The 18,986-nt window shown below is 34.2% G+C and carries 20 protein-coding genes; 14 read left to right on the top strand and 6 right to left on the bottom strand.

The annotated features are described in order from the left end of the window. Positions 1-23: 23 nt before the first annotated feature. Positions 24-1,598 (bottom strand): cation:proton antiporter, encoded by a 1,575-nt coding sequence (locus tag FP432_RS05520; RefSeq protein ID WP_265488323.1) that lies wholly within the window; start codon positions 1,596-1,598, stop codon positions 24-26. Between the two features lie 112 nt (positions 1,599-1,710). Here FP432_RS05520 and FP432_RS05515 point away from each other — a divergent pair, with 112 nt between their 5' ends. The 3 genes from FP432_RS05515 to FP432_RS05505 are packed head-to-tail and all read left to right on the top strand — an operon-like array spanning position 1,711 to position 4,441. Continuing rightward, positions 1,711-2,817, top strand: a complete 1,107-nt coding sequence (locus FP432_RS05515; protein WP_265488322.1) for a YibE/F family protein — start codon at positions 1,711-1,713, stop codon at positions 2,815-2,817. Continuing rightward, positions 2,817-3,581: a YibE/F family protein gene (locus FP432_RS05510; RefSeq protein WP_265488321.1), complete on the top strand. Its 765-nt coding sequence runs from the start codon at positions 2,817-2,819 to the stop codon at positions 3,579-3,581. The genes FP432_RS05515 and FP432_RS05510 overlap by 1 nt, the downstream gene beginning before the upstream one ends. A gap of 11 nt (positions 3,582-3,592) precedes the next feature. Continuing rightward, the gene (locus FP432_RS05505; RefSeq protein WP_265488320.1) at positions 3,593-4,441 is read left to right on the top strand and encodes an alpha/beta hydrolase; all 849 of its coding nucleotides are present in this window, start codon (positions 3,593-3,595) and stop codon (positions 4,439-4,441) included. 19 nt (positions 4,442-4,460) lie between these two features. Here the strand turns inward: FP432_RS05505 and FP432_RS05500 are convergent, their stop codons facing one another. Further along, positions 4,461-4,823 carry a winged helix-turn-helix transcriptional regulator gene (locus tag FP432_RS05500; protein ID WP_265488319.1) on the bottom strand — a complete coding sequence of 121 codons (363 nt, stop codon included), beginning with the start codon at positions 4,821-4,823 and terminating at the stop codon, positions 4,461-4,463. 119 nt (positions 4,824-4,942) lie between these two features. On the opposite strand from FP432_RS05500, the gene FP432_RS05495 reads away from it, so the two are divergent. The 3 genes from FP432_RS05495 to FP432_RS05485 are packed head-to-tail and all read left to right on the top strand — an operon-like array spanning position 4,943 to position 6,405. Next, on the top strand, positions 4,943-5,599 hold the full coding sequence (locus FP432_RS05495) for a DsbA family oxidoreductase (RefSeq protein ID WP_265488318.1): 657 nt from the start codon (positions 4,943-4,945) through the stop codon (positions 5,597-5,599). After that, positions 5,600-6,247, top strand: coding sequence for an MBL fold metallo-hydrolase (locus tag FP432_RS05490; RefSeq protein ID WP_265488317.1), 648 nt, complete (start codon positions 5,600-5,602; stop codon positions 6,245-6,247). An 11-nt stretch (positions 6,248-6,258) separates the two neighbouring features. Further along, a complete protein-coding gene (locus tag FP432_RS05485) occupies positions 6,259-6,405 on the top strand; it encodes a hypothetical protein (protein ID WP_265488316.1) in 147 nt (48 codons plus the stop codon). A gap of 43 nt (positions 6,406-6,448) precedes the next feature. Here FP432_RS05485 and FP432_RS05480 read toward each other — a convergent pair whose 3' ends face one another. Further along, a complete protein-coding gene (locus FP432_RS05480) occupies positions 6,449-9,508 on the bottom strand; it encodes a DUF5110 domain-containing protein (RefSeq protein WP_265488315.1) in 3,060 nt (1,019 codons plus the stop codon). A gap of 140 nt (positions 9,509-9,648) precedes the next feature. Then, the gene (locus FP432_RS05475; protein WP_265488314.1) at positions 9,649-10,125 is read right to left on the bottom strand and encodes a nucleoside 2-deoxyribosyltransferase; all 477 of its coding nucleotides are present in this window, start codon (positions 10,123-10,125) and stop codon (positions 9,649-9,651) included. Between the two features lie 166 nt (positions 10,126-10,291). On the opposite strand from FP432_RS05475, the gene FP432_RS05470 reads away from it, so the two are divergent. After that, positions 10,292-10,774 carry a PTS sugar transporter subunit IIA gene (locus FP432_RS05470; protein ID WP_265489611.1) on the top strand — a complete coding sequence of 161 codons (483 nt, stop codon included), beginning with the start codon at positions 10,292-10,294 and terminating at the stop codon, positions 10,772-10,774. A gap of 92 nt (positions 10,775-10,866) precedes the next feature. On the opposite strand, the gene FP432_RS05465 is transcribed toward FP432_RS05470, so the two are convergent. Together FP432_RS05465 and FP432_RS05460 are read right to left on the bottom strand one after the other, a co-directional pair. Continuing rightward, positions 10,867-11,607, bottom strand: a complete 741-nt coding sequence (locus FP432_RS05465; protein WP_265488313.1) for a GntR family transcriptional regulator — start codon at positions 11,605-11,607, stop codon at positions 10,867-10,869. Positions 11,608-11,609: 2 nt separating this feature from the next. Further along, positions 11,610-12,413, bottom strand: a complete 804-nt coding sequence (locus tag FP432_RS05460) for a tyrosine-protein phosphatase (RefSeq protein ID WP_265488312.1) — start codon at positions 12,411-12,413, stop codon at positions 11,610-11,612. 248 nt (positions 12,414-12,661) lie between these two features. Between FP432_RS05460 and FP432_RS05455 the strand changes: the two genes are divergently transcribed. The 7 genes from FP432_RS05455 (at position 12,662) to FP432_RS05425 (ending at position 18,968) form a co-directional block, all read left to right on the top strand. After that, positions 12,662-13,159, top strand: coding sequence for a universal stress protein (locus FP432_RS05455; protein WP_265488311.1), 498 nt, complete (start codon positions 12,662-12,664; stop codon positions 13,157-13,159). Between the two features lie 376 nt (positions 13,160-13,535). After that, positions 13,536-14,462 carry a phosphate/phosphite/phosphonate ABC transporter substrate-binding protein gene (locus FP432_RS05450; protein ID WP_265488310.1) on the top strand — a complete coding sequence of 309 codons (927 nt, stop codon included), beginning with the start codon at positions 13,536-13,538 and terminating at the stop codon, positions 14,460-14,462. Positions 14,463-14,491: 29 nt separating this feature from the next. Next, complete coding sequence (gene phnC, locus FP432_RS05445) at positions 14,492-15,268, top strand: phosphonate ABC transporter ATP-binding protein (RefSeq protein WP_265488309.1); 777 nt, start codon at positions 14,492-14,494, stop codon at positions 15,266-15,268. Then, entirely contained in the window at positions 15,258-16,064 is an 807-nt protein-coding gene (gene phnE, locus FP432_RS05440) for a phosphonate ABC transporter, permease protein PhnE (RefSeq protein WP_265488308.1), read from the top strand. Before phnC ends, phnE (FP432_RS05440) begins: the two co-directional genes overlap by 11 nt. Continuing rightward, positions 16,064-16,879 (top strand): phosphonate ABC transporter, permease protein PhnE, encoded by an 816-nt coding sequence (gene phnE / locus FP432_RS05435; RefSeq protein ID WP_265488307.1) that lies wholly within the window; start codon positions 16,064-16,066, stop codon positions 16,877-16,879. The genes phnE (FP432_RS05440) and phnE (FP432_RS05435) overlap by 1 nt, the downstream gene beginning before the upstream one ends. Positions 16,880-17,038: 159 nt before the next feature. Then, positions 17,039-17,521: a hypothetical protein gene (locus FP432_RS05430; RefSeq protein WP_265488306.1), complete on the top strand. Its 483-nt coding sequence runs from the start codon at positions 17,039-17,041 to the stop codon at positions 17,519-17,521. Positions 17,522-17,573: 52 nt separating this feature from the next. Continuing rightward, positions 17,574-18,968 (top strand): metallophosphoesterase family protein, encoded by a 1,395-nt coding sequence (locus FP432_RS05425; protein WP_265488305.1) that lies wholly within the window; start codon positions 17,574-17,576, stop codon positions 18,966-18,968. The last annotated feature ends 18 nt before the right edge of the window (positions 18,969-18,986 follow it).

Raw genomic sequence — 18,986 nt, 5'->3', positions numbered from 1 at the left:
TAATTCAGGAGTTTTTCTATATCTTAGTCTTCATCATAAGGTTCGATAATTAATGATTGAGCTAATAAAATATTGTCATATAAATCACGAAGATAATCTTCGTACTCTTTATTTTTTTGACTGATTGTTTCTAGATAATTACGTTCAATCGCAAATGCCCTAAAAAAGGCGAGACGCATTAAGTATTCTTCTTGGTCAGTAAAAGTTGGTTGATTAAGTGACTTAATCAGAGTTTTAAGTGATTCACGGGTTGAAATTGAACGTTTTTGAGTTAATAACATGTAGATAACGTAACGGCGGACCCGAGCAGGCAAATACATATGATGAATTTCTACTAAAGCTTGTTTAACCATCTCACTTCTAATTTTATTGACAGCCTTTAATGCTTCGTGTTCAGAAGGAAGATGAGGCAAAATAAATTGAAAAATAATAGTCGCAACTAACATACTTAGTAAAATCAGCACACCCTCAGACATAATAACCATATTGTAATTACTACTGCCTAAAGTTGAAGCTGAAAGGGTCAAAGCTAAGGCAAGGGTCACTGCTCCATGAACCCCACCAAGGGCGAAAACAACGGCCTCGCGATTATTAAATTTAAGCATTAGCAAGCTATAGAAGTAACGAACAATTACGTTAGCCAAGTAAATAGCGAGGCCAACCAAAAACCAAGTTCCGGCGGCATGATTAAACAGTCGATTGCGGCTAATTCTAACCATCATAATTCCTAGAATAACGAAAACCATACTGTTGAAAATTTCTGAAATTAAGTCTCTAAGGTCAATCCCCATATGAATCTGGCGAGAGTTAATTAGTAAACTTTCTTGTGTTTCGGCATTATGGATTAACCCTGCCACTACCACAGCGATGATACCGGAAAATTTAAAGTGTTCGGCAATGATATAAATAATAAAAGGTGTAAAAATATAAAGAATATTTTGGGCATTTAATGAATTAAAACGAGTACGGACCAAAAATTGCCGAAAAATCACAATAACCCAGGCCAAAATAAGTCCTGCTAGGGCACCACCAATTGAAGCATAGAGAAATTGAAATATTGTTTGGCCATAATTAATATAGCCATTAGTAAACCACAGCAATGCCATATTAAGTAAAATAATTCCAGATGCATCATTAAAGAGTGATTCAGCTTTTAAAGAAGCATTAACTCTACGTGGAACTCTTAATCCTTCGGTAACTGATTGAGTAGCTGTGGCATCAGTTGGGGTACTAATACTGCTAATGATAAAGGCTATGGGTAAACTTAAACTTCCAATCCAAGCAGCAGCGAAACCACCAACAATTAAGGCGATCACAACCATAATTACCGTAATGCCTAAAATACGATAAATATTTTTTCGAATATTATGAATATGAGTTTTTTGTCCTTCAAAGAACAAAAGAGGTGCCACAATTAATTCCATGAAGACGTGAGAATCAAATGGAGCAACTTGATCATTAAGTAAGGGAATTAAAGCAATGATAATACCAATGATCATACTAATATAATTGACAGAAATTCGAGATAATGCCTGGGCAATAATTATGCTTATGGCAGATGCTAATGCCAAGGTAAATGCTGAATTCATTAATTCCATTTCATACCAACCTTATAATTAACAAGTAGACTTTAGTTAAAATTTAAAATTTACTGCTTAAATTGATGCTACTATATTAGCATAAACTATAATAAACGAGGCCAAAATAATCTTGCATATTAAAACAAAAACGTGGATTAGTTTAATAATTTTCTTTATTGGATTAGGATTAACTGTTTGGATATATTTTTCAACTAGTTTTACTGATAAGCCAATTGGAGTAATCACTGATAGTCACATTAAAGATGAGCTAGTTAATAAGACTGAAGATAATTATCAAAATAAAGATGAAGTGCGTACGCAAACTCTTCATATAAAAGTGTTGTCGGGAAAAAATAAGGGAAAAATTTATTCCCTAAGCAATACATATTCGCCTTCACAGGCAATGAGCCAAAAATATTATCCCCATGAAAGAGTGGTACTTTCCTTTATTAATAAAAAAGCAAAATTGATGAGTCCAAAAAGAGATTGGGTTGTAATTTTTGCAATTACTTTAGTTTTAAGTTTGCTAGTAGCAATTACGGGAAAACATGCAAGTCTTCTTGCTTTTTCAATGATCATCAATTCAATTATTTTTTATTTTGTCATCAAATTCGATATTGCTGAAAATGGCACTAAAATATTTTTAATTTATGGTAGTGCGGTCGTGATATTTACTTTGGTTTCGCTCTTAATTGTTCAAGGCCTAAACACAAAAATGTGGGTTACCCTTGTAGCTACGCTTTTAGGAGTTTTTGTATCATTTGGGATTTGTTATGCAATTATGCGCGTGACTGGAGAAAGTGGCATAAAATATGAAGCAGTTGATTATGCCACTCAAGATCCAAGGGCCTTATTTTTGGCGCAAACTTTGCTTGGAGTACTAGGTGCAGTAATGGATGAGGCAACGGATATTGTTTCGAGCTTGTATGCATTATGCCAACATAAGAAAGATTTAACTTTTAAAGTCCTATTTGTTAGTGGGCGCACACTTGGGCAAGAAATAATGGGACCGCTGATTAATGTTTTAGTACTGATTTTTATGGCTGAGGCATTGCCAATGACGATTTTATATCTGCGAGATAATAATACTTTGGTTTATACCTTTGAGTTTGCCTTGTCTTTAGGTGTAATTCAAAGTCTAATTTCGGCAGTAGGAATTGTTTTAACAGTAATATTTGCCACTTTAGCATCAGGTGTATTTTTACATAAGCATGTAACTAGTAAGGAGGCAAACTAATGACAACTTTATCTGCCTTATTACTATTATTGTTAGTTTTAATGATTATTGTTGGGGGAAAAACCGGACTCAAGTCTTACTTGAGTGTAATAATTAATGCAAGTTTGATAATTTTGGTAGCTCTCTTAATTTCTTGGGGTGTGAACGTCATTGCGGTAGCATTAGTATTCATCCCCCTAAAGCTATTAACAATTATTTATCTGGGAACTCATGATTATGTAGTAGCAAGAAATTCCTTTTTAAGTGCTTTAGTAGTTAGTTTGATAATTATTGTATTGATTGTAATTATTCAATATTTTGCTCAAACGGCTGGATTTGGGGACCAAGCAGGAGAAGAATTAGTTGGCTTATCTTTACAAGCAGGAATTAGTTTTCCACAGATTTCAATTATTGTAGCTATTTTTTCAACTCTTGGAGCAATTGCCGAAGCAAGTGTAGCAATGAGTGCTGGCTTATTAGAATTAAAAAGACATGACCCGGCAATTAATCGCAAACAATTACTTAAGCATGGCAACATGGTAGGTAGTGATATTTTGGGCACAGCGATGAATACCATCTTGTTTGGATTCTTTGGTAGTTTTTTGCCGTTATTTATTTGGTATATGAGACTACATTATTCACTTTTTGAAGTAGTAAATGATAAACTGTTCGTTGGTGAATGTTTAATTATTGTTTATTCATTTATTGGCGTTTTATTGACAGTACCATTAAGTACACTGCTGTTAACCAATAATTTAAGTAGGAAAGATAAAAACAAGAAATAGGAGGTTTTTTGATGGATGTTAGACATTTAGTACTGACAAATTTTAATGAGCGTGATTTTAAAGTGACCTATTATGGTCTTGAAGAGAATCCAGATCTAGTAATGAAAAAACGTCCTTTAATTTTAGTCTTTCCAGGTGGTTCATTTAATCATCTTTCTCTACGAGAAGGGGAACCGGTAGCTTTAGCTTATGCTAATAAAGGATTTAATAGTGCCGTGGTTTCATATAATTTAATTAATGACCCAGGTGATATTTATCCTGATGCAGCTTTATCAGGATTAAGAGCCATTCAGTATTTTAGAGAAAATGCGGGACGCTTGGGTATTGATCCAGAAAAGATCGTAACAATTGGGTTCTCTGCTGGTGGAAATGTTGTTAGCGTGATGAATATGATGGCTGAAAGTGAAAAATGGCAAAAAGAATTTAAATATAGCCGTGAAGAAGTAGCACCAAATGCTACGATATTAGGCTATCCATTAATTAATTTCGCTAAAATTGGATTTAAACTAAATAGTGCTGAAAAAGAAGAAGTAGATGATGCTGCTGAAAGAGAATTCTTAGATAGTGCAAAAGGCGTAACTGATCAAACTCCGCCAACTTTTATTTTTCAGGCTTATGATGATCCAACTGTCCTAATTGATAATTCTTTAGAATATATGACTGCATTGCGTAAACATAATGTGCAATTTGAAGCTCACATTTTTGATAAGGGTGGTCATGGTTTTTCTTTAGCAACACCAGAATTAGCTGTTGAAGGACGCCCGTGGGTTGTTGATGAGCATACAGCACATTGGTTTAAATTAAGTATTGAATGGCTCCAACATTTGAACTTTATTCCTAGCTATAAAAGTTTTAATTAGAAAAAAAGATCAATCTCTCTTAAATATTAGAAGATTGATCTTTTTTATTGCAGTTAATTTTGCCCCAATCACAGAGCTGCTTAAGAATAGGAAGTAAACTTTCTCCCTTTGCTGTAATTGCATACTCAACTTTTGGCGGGATTTCAGGATAAACGGTTCTCTTGATTAATCCTTCTTCTTCAAGTTCTTTTAACTTAGTAGCTAGAACATGGGGAGTAATGCTTTCGAGCAAATTCTTAATTTGACCATAACGAAGTTTACCAAGACGTGATAAGGCGTAAAGAATATTCATTTTCCATTTACCTGAAATTAGGCCTAGAGCTTCGTTAAAAGGTATCATTTCGCTTGTTTTAAAATTTTTGAGGTTTTCATCCATTTGCATACTATCCTTTTAGATACTAACTATTAATAAAGTGCCTACTTGTCACGCTAAGTTTAGCAATTATAATTATAAATATCAAAAGATAACTAACTAAATGTAAGTGAAAAGGGAGAAATAAAATGGAAATAACTGTATGGTCAGATTATGCATGTCCTTTTTGTTATATTGCAGAAGGAAGAATTAATAATATCTTGAAAGACTTAAAGGTAGAAGATAAAGTTCACTTTGATCGTCATGCCTTCCAACTTTATCCTGATGCTAAGAATGATGTTACCGAAACTACACTTGAACGTTTTGCCAAAAAATATGGGCTAACAGAAAAAGAAGCCGCTCAAAGAATTGAGCAAATTTCACAAATGGGTAGAGGAGAAGGCCTAGAATTCAACTACGCTTCAACTTTAAATACTAATACAATGGATGCTCACCGCTTAACTCAATGGGTTAAGGATAATTATGATCAAGCAGTAGTGGATAAGCTTTCAGATTTACTTTTCCAAGCTTACTTTGGTGATAACAAGAAATTAGCGGATCAGAATGTTTTGTTGGAAGCTGCTAAAGAGGCCGGAGTCAATGTAGCAGATGCTAAGAAATTGCTTGATTCTAAAGATTACTATGACAAGGTAGTAAGTGATGAATTATTTGTTCAACAAAATGGAGTGCACGCAGTTCCTTTCTTTGTCATTGATGGTAAGGGCTACATGGGTGCACAACCACGTGAAGTGTTCGAAAAGGCAATTAAAGAAAGCCTAGCTACAGAAGCAAGTGAGGAGGAATAAATGCAATTATTTATTCAACCAGTTGTAAATGTTTTTCAAACAGCAGCTTACTTCTTTATTGATGAAAATACTAAACATGGCTTTTTAATTGATCCTGGTGCTCAAGGAGATAAATTACTTAAAAAAATTGCTGATAAGGGTTGGAAAATTGATAAGGTACTTTTGACTCATGGTCATTTTGATCATTCTTATCAAGCTGCAAAAGTGGCAGATGCTCTTGGCGTAGCCTGTGTTGTTAATGAAAATGCAGTGAATTTTATGAAAAATGATCAATTAAATTTGGCCGCTCGCTACCAACAACATGTTCAGTGGCCTGAAAGAGTTGAATTAATCAAAGATCATACGGTGGTTAAAAGTAATGATAGTTCGTTTGAGCTAGAAGCTATTGCTACTCCAGGACATACACCTGATTCACAAATCTTTTATTCAAAGAAATATGGTTTTGCCTTAGTAGGCGACATGCTTTATAACAGCGATATTGGCTTAACTGAATTTCCAGGTGGCAATAAAGAACAAATTATAGATTCAATTTCAAAAAAGATAGCTACTTTACCTGATAATACCGAATTACTAACTGGTCATACGGCACCAATGACAGTTGAAGGGGTAAAGACGATTTTAGCTGAAGATTATGGTATTAGAGTTTAGGAGAGAGAAAAATGAGTGAAGAAAAGAAAAATGTAAAGCAAGCTGCATTTGCAAACCTCAATATTAAAAAAGGGATGGTCTGTGGGCCTGATGGCTGCAGTTTAGCAGATCATTATGATTGGGCAAAAAAATCTGAAGAAAGTAAAAAGGAAGCTTAAAAGCTTCCTTTTAATTTGTTTTAATTATGAAATTATCAACAAGTTATTGCTGTTTAGCAATAAAGAATAAAATTTCTTTCGCAGACACATAATCATCATTGGTCTTTAGAATACGCATTTTAATTGACTTGGCAACGACATCACGTAAACCAATAACTTTATTTTTGGCATCGTTTGGCCAATTATATTCGTCACTCCAACTACCAAAGTTAGTACCATCAGTAGAGATAGCAATTTGAGCTCTTAAAATATGTCCCTTGCGATCACGAGAACGTGGTACATAAACCATACGGCTTAACTTATAAGCTTGATCAAAGGTAAAGGTCAATTCTAATGGGTGATCTGGACTAATTTGAGCTTTAGTAATCCATTCTGAAGCTAAACTATGGTCGACTAAGTTAGCTAAAGAACTATCTGTGCCATTTTCAAAATTGGTTGTTACTTTAATATCAGGAATAGCGTAATCCATTTGATCACGTTTTGTTTTGGCACCAAAGTATTCGGTCCAATCAGAAACTTTATTTCCAAATTTATTTCTAATTCTAAAGCGATAACGGGTATTAGGCTCTAAAGAGTGGAAGGTAAAACTATTGCCATCAATATTAGTATGGATAATACCATTAACTTCAATATCAGCTTTAATGTTTTTACCAGCAAAATCAGTTGGATTAACCCAGTTAACAGAAATACTTCGAGAGGTTAAACGTTCACTACTAATTGATGCACTATGAGGAGCACTCAAGGCTGAATCAGTGATAGCATGACGTTCAACTTCATCACCATAATGATAGTTATCAATCTTAATTTCATATTTAGTGTTTGAGATATCAGCTTTTGGTAATTTAATTTGAAGTGCAGGTTGCGCTGCCTGAGTAAATTTTTGGAATTGTGGAAAGACTAAGTAGTCTGGATTATAGAAATAGCCCGAGTCAGAGGTGGCAAATTCTTCATAATTACCAAATTCATTGAGTTGAGTTACTTGGTCATTTACACGGAAAACTAATTCACCTGGATATTTATCTACTAATAAGTTAAGCTCAGTAGCTTGTTCTTTTTCGAGACCCTCGTATTCTCCTTTGGTTGGAGAAATGGTAACCTTCAATTTATTATCGTTGAGCTCGCTAGTAATAGTAGTAGTAGCAAATTCATTGTGTTCGTAGGCATTGGTATGGCCGTCGTCAGCATAAAGAACTTGCTTAGTCTTGCCTTGTGGGAAGATTGTAGCCTGACGCAAGTCTTCTTGAAGAATGCTGCCACTTTTAATGAAAATTGGTAAATGCCAAAGAGGATAATGGAGCTTGTCATAAACGCGGCCACCAATAAGCTTTTTACCAGTAAACGGATCAACCCAGAATGTTCGGTGATCTGGTAAATAAAGATTATCTTTAATTGAATTACCTTGATAATCTTCTCGCCCATTAATAATTGGTGCTACTAAAATATTATTCCCCAACATAAATTCATGCTTAACTTGTTCGGTATAGTTAACTTTTTCGTGCTGAAATTCTAAGAAAAATGGACGAATTACTGGATTACCATTTTGTGCTTCATGAGTTAAGGCATAGAGGTAAGGGGTAAGATATTTTCTTAATTCAAGATAAGCGCGATTAATACGAGTAATTTTAGTATTAAAAGCAAATGGTGTTTTTTGAATATTCCCCCAGCCGTCAATATTAAATAAAAGGGGAGTGAAAATTTTCCATTCAAAATCACGCACATTTACCTGAGCATTATTCCCACCATATACGCCATCAATTGCACTACCCATATTTGGTTGACCAGAAAGTGATAAACCTAGAAAACTGGCAACTTGGGTAGCAAGTTCGTCCCACTCACCACCAACATTATTAGTGATTGAAGCACTTAAGGTTTGAATTGCAGTCCAGCCATTTTCAGCAATAGTCCATGGACGTTCGTCTTTGCTTGCTTTAATTAAAGGATCAGTAGCTTGAGCGATATTTTGAATAATCTTGGCATTACCAATGGTTGCTTTATCTTTTGCAGCTACCAAAAAGTTAGGGGCTGCATTTGCTGGTAATTTTTTATAAAAGCCAATTACTAAATCGTGATCATTAGCAAATTCGGTTAAATGTTCGACTGAGCTCTCAGGTAAGTCATGATCATCATTATAATTAGGTACCAACCAGTTCAAATCAAGATTATGCTTAATGAACCTTTCTGCCATTGCACGAGCAGAGAATTGATATTTTTCTTCTCCATTAAAAGATGCTTGTGCATAAACTTCATTTTCGTCGCTAGTAGGGCGATAACTATTACCATCTTCAAACTTGACGGCGCTTGCTTCTTTTGGATCGGCTTCAGCCCATTTAGTATTAACGAAATCACTCATATAGCCTAAACCTAAGGCATACTTAGGCAAAAATAGGGGATGGCCGGTAATCTTGTAATATTGATTAATGATTGCAGCGGGAGAATCGCCGAGAAGGTAAAAATTGTCAAAAATAGGACTCTGATGACTAATAATAGTTTCTTCAGTATTAGTTGCACCAAAATCATAAGTACCATTTTGCCAAGTATTACGTAATTCACCAAAGCCAGCATTTGACCAAAAGAATCCAATTGGTACTGCCACTGCTCCGTCTCCACTTAAGTTAGTATTGTGAATTTGGATGATTTTTCCCTTATGACTAAAACGGCCATTTTGCATACCACCACCATAGTAAAATTCATTTTTACTTTGGTGTAAAATTTCACGACTTTCGTTAGGTCCCAGTTCTAACGGACTTGCTTGCATTAAGCGGTAACGGTGTAGTTGATCATCGAAGATGCTAAAAGTAGCCGGATTACGATGGAAACGTATCGAATATTGACCACTTTTAATTGTGAAAGTTTCATCAGTGACTAAGACTTGTGAAGCCTCGAATGATTCTAAACTAAAATTATTAGCAGGAATAGTTAATTCTGGATTAAGAGGTGCAAATTCGCCACTAGGATCAACAATAAAGCGAAAAATTCCTGGAGCTATAATGTAAAAACGGGCTTTTTCACCACTAGCAAATTCTAATTCATAAAAACGAGTTCCCTTAGCAACTCTAATAATACGTTGTAAGGAGTGTAAATTTTGTGTCATATTTTCTGTCATAATAATTCACTATTTTAAATAAAATATTCCTTTGTAATTATTTTTTACTTCATTATCTCTATTATACCGAATATAACTAAAAGTTCTGCCTTTGAAACAAATAAAAAAAGATCAAGCAAAAGCTTGATCAAAATATAATTTTAGTAAACAGCACCATCATAGAAGTTGAAGCGTGGTTTGTTGAAATCAAAATCAGCTAATTCACTCATTTTGATAACATTATCTGCAACGCCCCAACTCATTAGGTTAATTGATTCACCGAATAATTCATCAGGAATAACTAAAAGAACATATTTACCATGACTCATGGCATAGCCTAATTCCATCCCAAGACCAACATCTTCTTCCTTGGGTACATAGACACCAAGCATAATATCGCTTGTCTTAATACCAATTAAATCACCGTTAAAAGTTGCTTGTGCCCATTCTTTATCGTGAAGATATTCTGGATGTTCGTCAACGCGAATATCCTTGTATTGATTTTGAAGTGGGACATAACTATTTTCTAAGTCAATTGTTGGATTTGCTTGTAAGGCACTCATTGCATCTTTGTAGGCCTTGTTTTGAGTATCGCTGAACCAGCCAGCACCAAAATAAACGGTTTTTGTTTTTGTCATCGTAGGGTCCTTTCGTTTAAACCTAATAATGTACAAGTTAACTTTAACAAAAAAATATTTTTAAAAACAGAGTTGAAATAATTTTTCTCTTAAGTTAATAATGTTTAAAAAATGTTCTTTGGGCTATAATAAAAATATATCAACACCATGAGAAAAGGAGGAGCTCATTACGGATACTATTAGTCTTTTTGAACCCAAAATGGTCTTTGTAACTGATGAAACTGATCGCAATAAAATCTTTAAAGCTGTTTATGACAAACTATATAAGCAAGGTTATGTAAAAGAAGATTTTATTAATAATATTATTGAAAGGGAAGAAAAATATCCTACGGGCGTCTCTACTCGGCCACTTTCAAAGGATTTGCCTAATATTGCCATCCCTCATACTGAAGGGCAATATGTAAATAAGCGTTTAATTATTCCTGTTGGACTTAAGACTCCGATTAAGTTTAATAATATGGTAAATCCTGCTGAAGAATTAGAAGTAAAATTTTTATTTATTTTACTTAACAAAGATCCTAAAATGCATTCTAATATGCTGGCCAAAATAATGGATTTCTTAGCTCAAACACCTGTTGCTGATCTAAATGAATTATTTGCTAGTGACGATCCTAATTATATTTATGATTTTTTAGATAATAATTTCTAGGTCCAAAATACTTAATGTATTTTGGAATTGACTATAAAAAATAAGCTCCAAAAGTATCTAACTTTTGGAGCTTATTTTTAAATTCTTAGTTTTTAGTCTTCAGGAAAATTAGCTGAAGTTAAAGTAATAACACCATAATCACTTAATTTGTAATTATTCATATAAAGTAAAACTTCACCACTTCTTTCTGAAGCGATTGTTCTCTCTTGTCGAATGATTGGTGTATTTAGGTCAACCCCCAATGCTTCACTTACTTCCTTAAATGCAGGAATAATTGAGTGAGTTTCTTTAAAAGGTTCATCCAAAAGATAAAAGTTACAATCTTCTTGAATATTTAAATAAATATTTTTGTAGTTATCTTTATTTTGTGCCTTAACTGGATTAATCATTGAAAGTGGAACATAGATGTTATAAAACATGAAAGGCTTATTATCGACTTTTCTAATCTGTTTAAGGTGATAATAAAAATTAGTCTTAGGCGTTTTGAAGATCGTATTAATAATTGGATCACTTTCTTTTTCTAAGCTAACAACATCCATTGATTCTTCATTTTTATTTTTGTCTTCAATTAATTCAGGATAGGTTGTTACATCTTGATAATGGACAAGGCGATTGTTAGGAGAATAAGAAACATAGGTTCCTTTTCCTTGATAACGAATTAGATAACCGGCTGCTACTAAATCTTTAACTGCTCTAATAACAGTGATAGATGAGACATTAAATTTTTGTGCTAATTCTTTTTCACTGTAAAAAACTTCGCCATACTTAAATTTTTTATTACGAATTTCGTTTTTTAATGTGTTTTCAATTTGTAAATATTTTGGTTCACTCATTTTTAGTCCTTAAGATATATCTTTCTCAAATCTAAAATATCATTACTTGATAATTTCATTACTTTTCTGAGATATTCGTTAATACCGCCATATTCTTGGTTTAACACGAATACAGCATGATCCAAATATTCGGGATGAACTGATTGAATATCTTTAATTGACTGTAAAACACGCTCGCTTGCACCACTGGCTGCCGCTTGCTTTAACATATTGTTAATAAAGTCGGCAGTAGTAATATTAGTTAAAGTATAATCATATTTAATTGTAGAAAATGGCACACCTAAAGCAGAAAGGATTAATAACGCTCCAAATCCCGTTCTGTCTTTTCCGGCAGTACAATGAAATAAGAGAGCTTCATGCTCATTACTATTTGCTAGTAGAAGGTCAAAAAACTTTCGGTATGCTTGTTGGGCACTATCACTTTTGATCATATCTTCATAGGCATAAAACATGTGCCTATAGCCAAATTGAGGATCTTTTTCGGCGTTTTCTTCTAAAGCAAAAATTCCTTTAGAAGCATTTGTAAGATCTTCACTAAAGACGGGGTCAAACTCATAGTGAGCACCATCAGGAACCCGATCAGGGTGTTCTGATACTTCTTTAGTTGATCTGAAGTCAATATCATACCTAACACCATAATCTTTTAACAAAGTTACGTCTTGATCAGAAAGCTCTGCTAAATTTCCGCTTCTAATAAGTTTGTGACTTTTAATTTCTTGACCAGTTATTGTTTTGTAGCCACCTAATTCGCGGAAATTGCGACCAGATGTAACGCCAATTAATTTAGTCTCATATTTTTCGCTCATTTCAGTACTTTCCTTAATTTAAAAATCGATAAAATGATTGCACTATATTAAGTAAGGCACTAAACTTAATATATTATCTCATTAATGATTTTATCACGTTATTGGAGAATAGTGGTAATTAAACTAAAAAAATCACTTTGGATAAAAAGATTTTTGATGAAGTTTGGTAGTTTAAAACGGTTGTGATAGCAATAATTATGGTAGAATTAACATGAAAAGAAAGACTTAGGAAGCGGGAGTGAGTAACTATGGTTGAAGATTATAATAATATTTTAGTACCTGTAGATGGATCAGAAAATGCAGAAAGAGCTTTTGATAAGGCTGTCCAAATTGCAATTGATAATAATGCTCATTTAGATATTTTAAATGTAATTGATACGCGTCAATTTATGGGTGAGATGCAAGATACTTTAATTTCTGGCGATACAATTTATAAAATGACCCAAGATTCAGAAGATTATCTAAAGAGTTTGCAAGAGTGGGCTAAGGAAAATAAAGATTTTACCAACTTAAGTTATCACATTCGTTATGGCTCGCCAAAGCACATTATTGCCACTGAGTTTGTAGAAGATCATGGCAATGATTTGATCATCATGGGTGCTACTGGATTAAATGCAGTCGAACGTTTATTAATGGGTAGTGTAACTGAATACGTAAATCAACATGCTTTAGCAGATGTCTTAATTGTTAAGACTGGTGTTGAGAACGAAAAAATCAGTAAAAAGAAAAAGAAATTCTTCAGATAAAGAGCATCAATTATGCAAGAGGATAGGTCATTAAAAATAATGGTCTATTCTTTTTATTTTAATTGGAACGCACCAATTAGAGAATCTACATGGTAAAACGCTTTCTTACAAAATTTACATACTCAATAACGAATATTTCTGGTATTATACAAGAGAACAAACGGTAGCGGGTTGGTGGAAAGGAGCAGCAACATGTTTGGAGCTGGATTTAGCAAGAAAAGATTCCTAGTGATAGCTGCTTTGCTCATTAATTTGAGTTCTATTAGAGACTTAATATGAAGTCGTATTTAACGACCACATATTAAGTCTTTTTTTATAAGTTTGTGAAAAAAGTAAGTATTTTGTCGGATTTTAATTGTGTCAGTAGGAGGGCATGATGAAAAAAATAAAAAAATTTTTAGTAATTGGATTAGCCGTAATGCTTACCCTTGTAGCAAGTGCTTGTTCCAAAAAGACTGATAGTAAAAAAACTTATACGCCTAAAGTTTTAAATGTTCAGTTTGTTCCTAGCCAAGCTGCTGATAAGCTTGAAGGCCGAGCAAAACCACTGGAAGAGATGCTATCTAAGAAGCTAGGAATACCAGTTCATGTGACTATGTCAACAGATTATACGACTGTTGTCGAAGCAATGAAGTCTAAAAAAGTTGATGTTGGTTTTTTACCTCCCGACGGTTATGTATTGGGTCATAAACAAGGTGCAGCTGATATTTTATTACAGGCCGAAAGATATGGAGTGCAGCAGCCAAATGGGATGCCTAGCAAGAAGTTTGTCAAATCTTATCGGGCTGAAATCTTAGTAAAAAAGGGCTCTAAGATAAAATCTTGGAAAGACTTAAAGGGTAAAAGTATCTCAGTACAAAACCCTACTTCTAGTTCTGGCTATGTTTTCCCAGTAGCAGAATTATATGAAAAGGGACTAAATGTACCAAAAGAATGTAAGTTGGTTACTGTTACCGGTCATGATCAAGCTGTTCTTAATGTTTTAAACGGCGATACTGATGCAGCTTTTGTCTTTGAAGATGCGAGAAATAATGTTAAGGCCGATGAACCTGATATTATGAAAAAAGTTGTACCAATTTACTTTACTAAGCCAATTCCAAATGACACGATTTGTGTGCAACCGAATATGTCTAAAAAATTCCGCAAGAAATTAGCTAAGGCATTTATTGAAATAGGTGAATCCAAAAAAGGAAGAGCCTTATTAGAATCAATTTATGGTCATGAAGGCTATGTGATAGCTAAAAATAGTGATTTTAATGTTGTACGTAAGTATGACAAGTTAGTAGACGAGACACAACAATAAAAGTTAGTAAAAAGAAAGGGTTAGAACTCATGGAGAATCAACCAATGATTCAATTAAAAAATGTGACTAAAGTTTATCCAAATGGAACTAAGGGTTTAAAGGATATCAATCTCAACATTAATAAAGGTGAATTTGTGGTTGTAGTTGGTCTTTCAGGTGCCGGTAAATCCACTTTGCTTCGCTCAATTAATCGTCTTCAAGATATTTCTGAAGGAGATATTTTGATTGATGGTCAGTCAATAACGCATGCGAAGGGGAAGCAGTTGCGTAATATTCGCCGTGATATTGGGATGATTTTCCAAAATTTTAATTTAGTAAAACGTTCTAGTGTTTTAAGAAATGTTTTGACAGGAAAAGTAGGCTATTATTCTTCTTGGAAAACTACCTTTAACTTATTTAGTGCTGAAGATAAACAAAAGGCTTATGAAGCACTTCAACAAGTTGATTTGGCAGATAAGGTATATGTTCGCGCAGATCAATTATCAGGTGGACAACAACAACGTGTTTCAATTGCACGAGTACTAACTCAAAATCCGAAAATTATTTTAGCTGATGAACCAACAGCTTCACTTGACCCCAAAACTGCTGAAAGTGTAATGCAATATTTGAAAATGTTAAATCAAAAATATGGCATGACCGTAGTAGCTAATCTTCATAGTATTGAACTTGCACGAAAATTTGGAGATCGAGTACTTGGAGTTAAAAGTGGTGAAATTATCTATGATGGTCAGATGAGCGAAACTCCAGAAAGTATTTTTGACAAAATTTACAAGGGACAACTTGAGGAGGCTGACAATGACAGATAAACAGCATCAACTTAAGCAATTGCCGAAAAAAGAGCTAAAGTGGTCAACTATCATCTGGTTGATTGTTTTAGTCGCAGGTTTATTTATTTCGATTAATGTAACTAATACCCACTTAAGTGTCCTGCTAGCTCCAGATAACTTTGGTCAATTCATGGATGTCTTAGTCCAAATGTGTAAGCCGGATTGGAGTTATGCCCACGTAATTTGGCCATACTTGATTGAAACCATCAAGATGGCAATTTTGGGAACTGTCATTGGTTCAGCAATTGCTTTTATTTACTCCTTCTTAATTGCGAGAAACATCGTTAAAAATAAGGCTTTAACTGGTATTCTCAGATTGATAATGAACATTATCAGAACAATTCCTGATTTGCTTTTAGGTGCACTTTTTGTTGCTGTAGTGGGAATCGGACCAATTGCTGGGGTATTCGCTTTGTCGGTATTTACTTTTGGTGTGGTAGTGAAATTATTTTATGAAGCTATCGAAACGATTGACTACGGACCAATAGAGGCTTTGACAGCATCCGGAGCATCAAAATTACAAATTATTCATTTTGCTGTCTTACCGCAAGTAATGACTTACTTTGTTTCATATGTACTTTATGCATTTGAAATTAATGTCAGAGCATCAACAATTCTTGGTTATATTGGTGCCGGTGGTATTGGTTTGTACTTACAACAGACCTTACAATTATTCCAATACAATCGTACTGGAACCATCTTAATTGTGATCATTGTCGCTGTCGTAATTATTGATTATATTTCATCAGCATCAAGGGAGGCATTGACTAAATAATGAATACTAGTAAATTAAAAAAATTACCTCCAAAACCAGTTAATAAGCGGACGCGCACAATTCATTGGTTAATTGGAATTGTGACAGTTGTCTTAATTGTTTGGTCTGCAGCAGGCATTGATTTTGGCGGAATTAAGTCAAGTGCAGCTCAAATTACCGGGGCAATAATTTCTGGAATTTTCCATCCAGACTGGTCATATGTATGGAATGGGAGCGGCGAAGATCTGATTTCACAGCTTTGGGATACAATCTGTATTGCCTTCTTGGGAACAATTATTTCGGCAGTGATTTCGTTGCCTTTTGCCTTTTGGGCTGCTAATACTAAGCATAAAAAATGGTATTTATCTAGAAGTGGCAAAATTGTTTTAGCAGTTATTCGTTCCTTCCCAGAAATTATTTTGGCTTTAATGTTTATTAAAGCTGTTGGCCCTGGATCGGCTGCTGGTGTATTTGCTCTTGGCTTTCACTCAGTTGGGATGTTAGCCATGCTTTTTTCAGAAGCAATAGAAAGTTTAGATACTAGTGCCGATGAAGCGATTGCTTCTGTTGGAGGTTCGAAGTGGAATACGATTACTTTTGCAACAATGCCTAACTTAATGCCAGCCTTAATTTCAAATACGCTTTATCGGTTTGACGTCTCAGTTCGTTCAGCCTCAATCCTTGGTTTGGTTGGAGCCGGAGGAATTGGTTATCCTTTAATTATTGCTTTGCAATACCGTGAATGGAACCGAGTAGGAATTATTTTATTGGGAATTGTGGTTATGGTAATTGTAATTGATTGGATTTCAGGTGCCATTAGAAAACGTCTTGTTTAAATAATCTAGCAAAAGAACTATTTTTTATAAAATAGTTCTTTTTTGTTCTGAAATTATAATTTGAAAGTATAATTATTAATAATTAGATAATATTGCGAGATTAACCGACTTTTATTAGGTTTTTTGCTATAATGAAAACTGTATTTCAAGGAGGATAAAATGGAAAACTTAACTACCATGAATTTGGCTGATGAATTAGCCGCATCCCAAGACAAAATTATTAGTGGAGAAGAAAAATTAGACCTAAACAAGATCTTTGCTGAAATTGATAGCTTAAAAGTTTTAGATAAGCCAATCAAAGATTATTTATCAATGAAGGTTGAAGATTACTATGATGGCGAAAGTGATGGTAAGTTGACTTTGCTCGACATGAACCAAACTATTAGTGATGTTCAAGACCGAATTTTAACTAATCACGTAGATGGTTATGTTGATAAAAACGAAATCAACTTAACTTATAATCATGAAGCACCATTTGAAGATGGCAATTATGATCGTGCAACTGATTTACATGTTTTACTTTACAGCTTAAAGGTGATCGGAGCAGTACGTGCGATTGACGAAACCGATTTGCGAAAAGTTTTGTCAAAAGATGCGGTCTTATCTTTAGGCTTAGCAGCAAATACTTTGGCAAATAATTAATTTAAGAGGTCAAATTGCTGACCTCTTTTTTTACGAAGAAGAAGAGCTTTTTATGGGAATTTTTACAAAAACAAAAGGATTAATAGATCAGTTTTCAGGAACGCTGCGCAAGGCTAAGCAGCCAAAGAGAAACCGTCCTTTTGATGAAATGCAACAATACATGACAGTCGGAGAGTACCGGGTAGGTAAGGCACAAGGGACTCCAAATGGTGCAGAGTTTGACCTAGTTGTCTATAAAGATGATGATGGGGTTTTGCATCAAGCATTGCGTTCAATTGATGCAAAGGATTTGGCACCAGAATATGTGCGTACATATGATGAACGTCTGGGACGTTTTCGGGCTTTCACCAATAAAGAAACAGGGCGACGCTATATTGTTGAGCAACAACTAGAAGACTTTGTTGCATTTGCCAAAAAACATATTCGTCAAGGAGAAGATTCAGTAAATATTGGAATCTTAACCGATACTCACTATAAAGATAGTGATAGTATTGATTTTTATGGCTATAATGGCTTAACTCATGTTAAAGAGTTTAATTACTTAGAAGATCTTGATATCTTGGATCTTAAAGCCCACTTAGGTGATTGGATGGATGGTTCTGATCCGGGTATGCTGGGTGAGCAAGAATTAATTTCTTTGCGTAAGGCTTTTCGTTCAAATAAAACCAATTTTGCTATTATTAAGGGAAATCATGATGAAAATGATAAGTTTGATGAGCATCATGACTTAAAGGCTTCTTTCCCTGAACGTGAGTTTGAAAACATTATGTGGCCAACCATGTACTTCCAGAAGGGAATTCACTATATTTCCCGTCAACATGGAGTAGCTTATTTTGATAAAGATAATGTACGCTTTATTACGATTAATACTTCTGATATCCCATATGAGCTTGATAAAAATGGCAAAAAGAAGTACGATACAAAAATCAGTTTAGCGATTCGTGAAGATCAAATGCAGGAAATTATCGAGATTTTAGAAAAATCTAGTGGTAAACAGATCGTCTTTATGAGTCATGCTAATCCGATTAATCGTCATGGTAGCAATGCCTTGAAATATAATGGTCGTTCATTACATGAACTTTTGGTAGCCTTTAATCAAAGAGAAAAGGGTTACTTAGACTCACATGATGTACCGGCAGAATTTTCATTATCTAATAGCTTTGACTTTACTAATATTAAAGATGCTAAGGTAATTGCCTATTTCTGTGGTCATCGTCATAATGAAGACCAATATCGAATTAATGGAATTCAGTACGTTTTGTTTAACTGTTCAGCTTTAATGGGGCCAAATCATGCTTTAACAACGCAGTATAATAAACGTTGGAAACGTAAGATTGACCATCCAAATGAAGCAGCTGGATATGTTGTAAATATTGACCCTAAGCGTCATATTATGCAGGCTTTTGGCTATGGAGCAAGTTCAAGACGAAGAATTTATCGAATTTAGAACAACACAAAACTATAA

The sequence above is a fragment of the Lactobacillus sp. PV034 genome (genome assembly GCF_014522305.1).
Taxonomy (GTDB): Bacteria; Bacillota; Bacilli; order Lactobacillales; family Lactobacillaceae; genus Lactobacillus.
Note: the sequence above shows the minus strand (reverse complement) of the source record. Positions and strands in the feature narration are given on the sequence as shown.

Coding starts and splice junctions, on each gene's coding strand:
- FP432_RS05520 (WP_265488323.1), bottom strand. CDS start 1,598: ATGGAATTAATGAATTCAGCATTTACCTTGGCATTAGCATCTGCCATA.
- FP432_RS05510 (WP_265488321.1), top strand. CDS start 2,817: ATGACAACTTTATCTGCCTTATTACTATTATTGTTAGTTTTAATGATT.
- FP432_RS05505 (WP_265488320.1), top strand. CDS start 3,593: ATGGATGTTAGACATTTAGTACTGACAAATTTTAATGAGCGTGATTTT.
- FP432_RS05500 (WP_265488319.1), bottom strand. CDS start 4,823: ATGCAAATGGATGAAAACCTCAAAAATTTTAAAACAAGCGAAATGATA.
- FP432_RS05495 (WP_265488318.1), top strand. CDS start 4,943: ATGGAAATAACTGTATGGTCAGATTATGCATGTCCTTTTTGTTATATT.
- FP432_RS05490 (WP_265488317.1), top strand. CDS start 5,600: ATGCAATTATTTATTCAACCAGTTGTAAATGTTTTTCAAACAGCAGCT.
- FP432_RS05485 (WP_265488316.1), top strand. CDS start 6,259: ATGAGTGAAGAAAAGAAAAATGTAAAGCAAGCTGCATTTGCAAACCTC.
- FP432_RS05480 (WP_265488315.1), bottom strand. CDS start 9,508: ATGACAGAAAATATGACACAAAATTTACACTCCTTACAACGTATTATT.
- FP432_RS05475 (WP_265488314.1), bottom strand. CDS start 10,125: ATGACAAAAACAAAAACCGTTTATTTTGGTGCTGGCTGGTTCAGCGAT.
- FP432_RS05465 (WP_265488313.1), bottom strand. CDS start 11,607: ATGAGTGAACCAAAATATTTACAAATTGAAAACACATTAAAAAACGAA.
- FP432_RS05460 (WP_265488312.1), bottom strand. CDS start 12,413: ATGAGCGAAAAATATGAGACTAAATTAATTGGCGTTACATCTGGTCGC.
- FP432_RS05455 (WP_265488311.1), top strand. CDS start 12,662: ATGGTTGAAGATTATAATAATATTTTAGTACCTGTAGATGGATCAGAA.
- FP432_RS05450 (WP_265488310.1), top strand. CDS start 13,536: ATGAAAAAAATAAAAAAATTTTTAGTAATTGGATTAGCCGTAATGCTT.
- phnC (WP_265488309.1), top strand. CDS start 14,492: ATGGAGAATCAACCAATGATTCAATTAAAAAATGTGACTAAAGTTTAT.
- phnE (WP_265488308.1), top strand. CDS start 15,258: ATGACAGATAAACAGCATCAACTTAAGCAATTGCCGAAAAAAGAGCTA.
- phnE (WP_265488307.1), top strand. CDS start 16,064: ATGAATACTAGTAAATTAAAAAAATTACCTCCAAAACCAGTTAATAAG.
- FP432_RS05430 (WP_265488306.1), top strand. CDS start 17,039: ATGGAAAACTTAACTACCATGAATTTGGCTGATGAATTAGCCGCATCC.
- FP432_RS05425 (WP_265488305.1), top strand. CDS start 17,574: ATGGGAATTTTTACAAAAACAAAAGGATTAATAGATCAGTTTTCAGGA.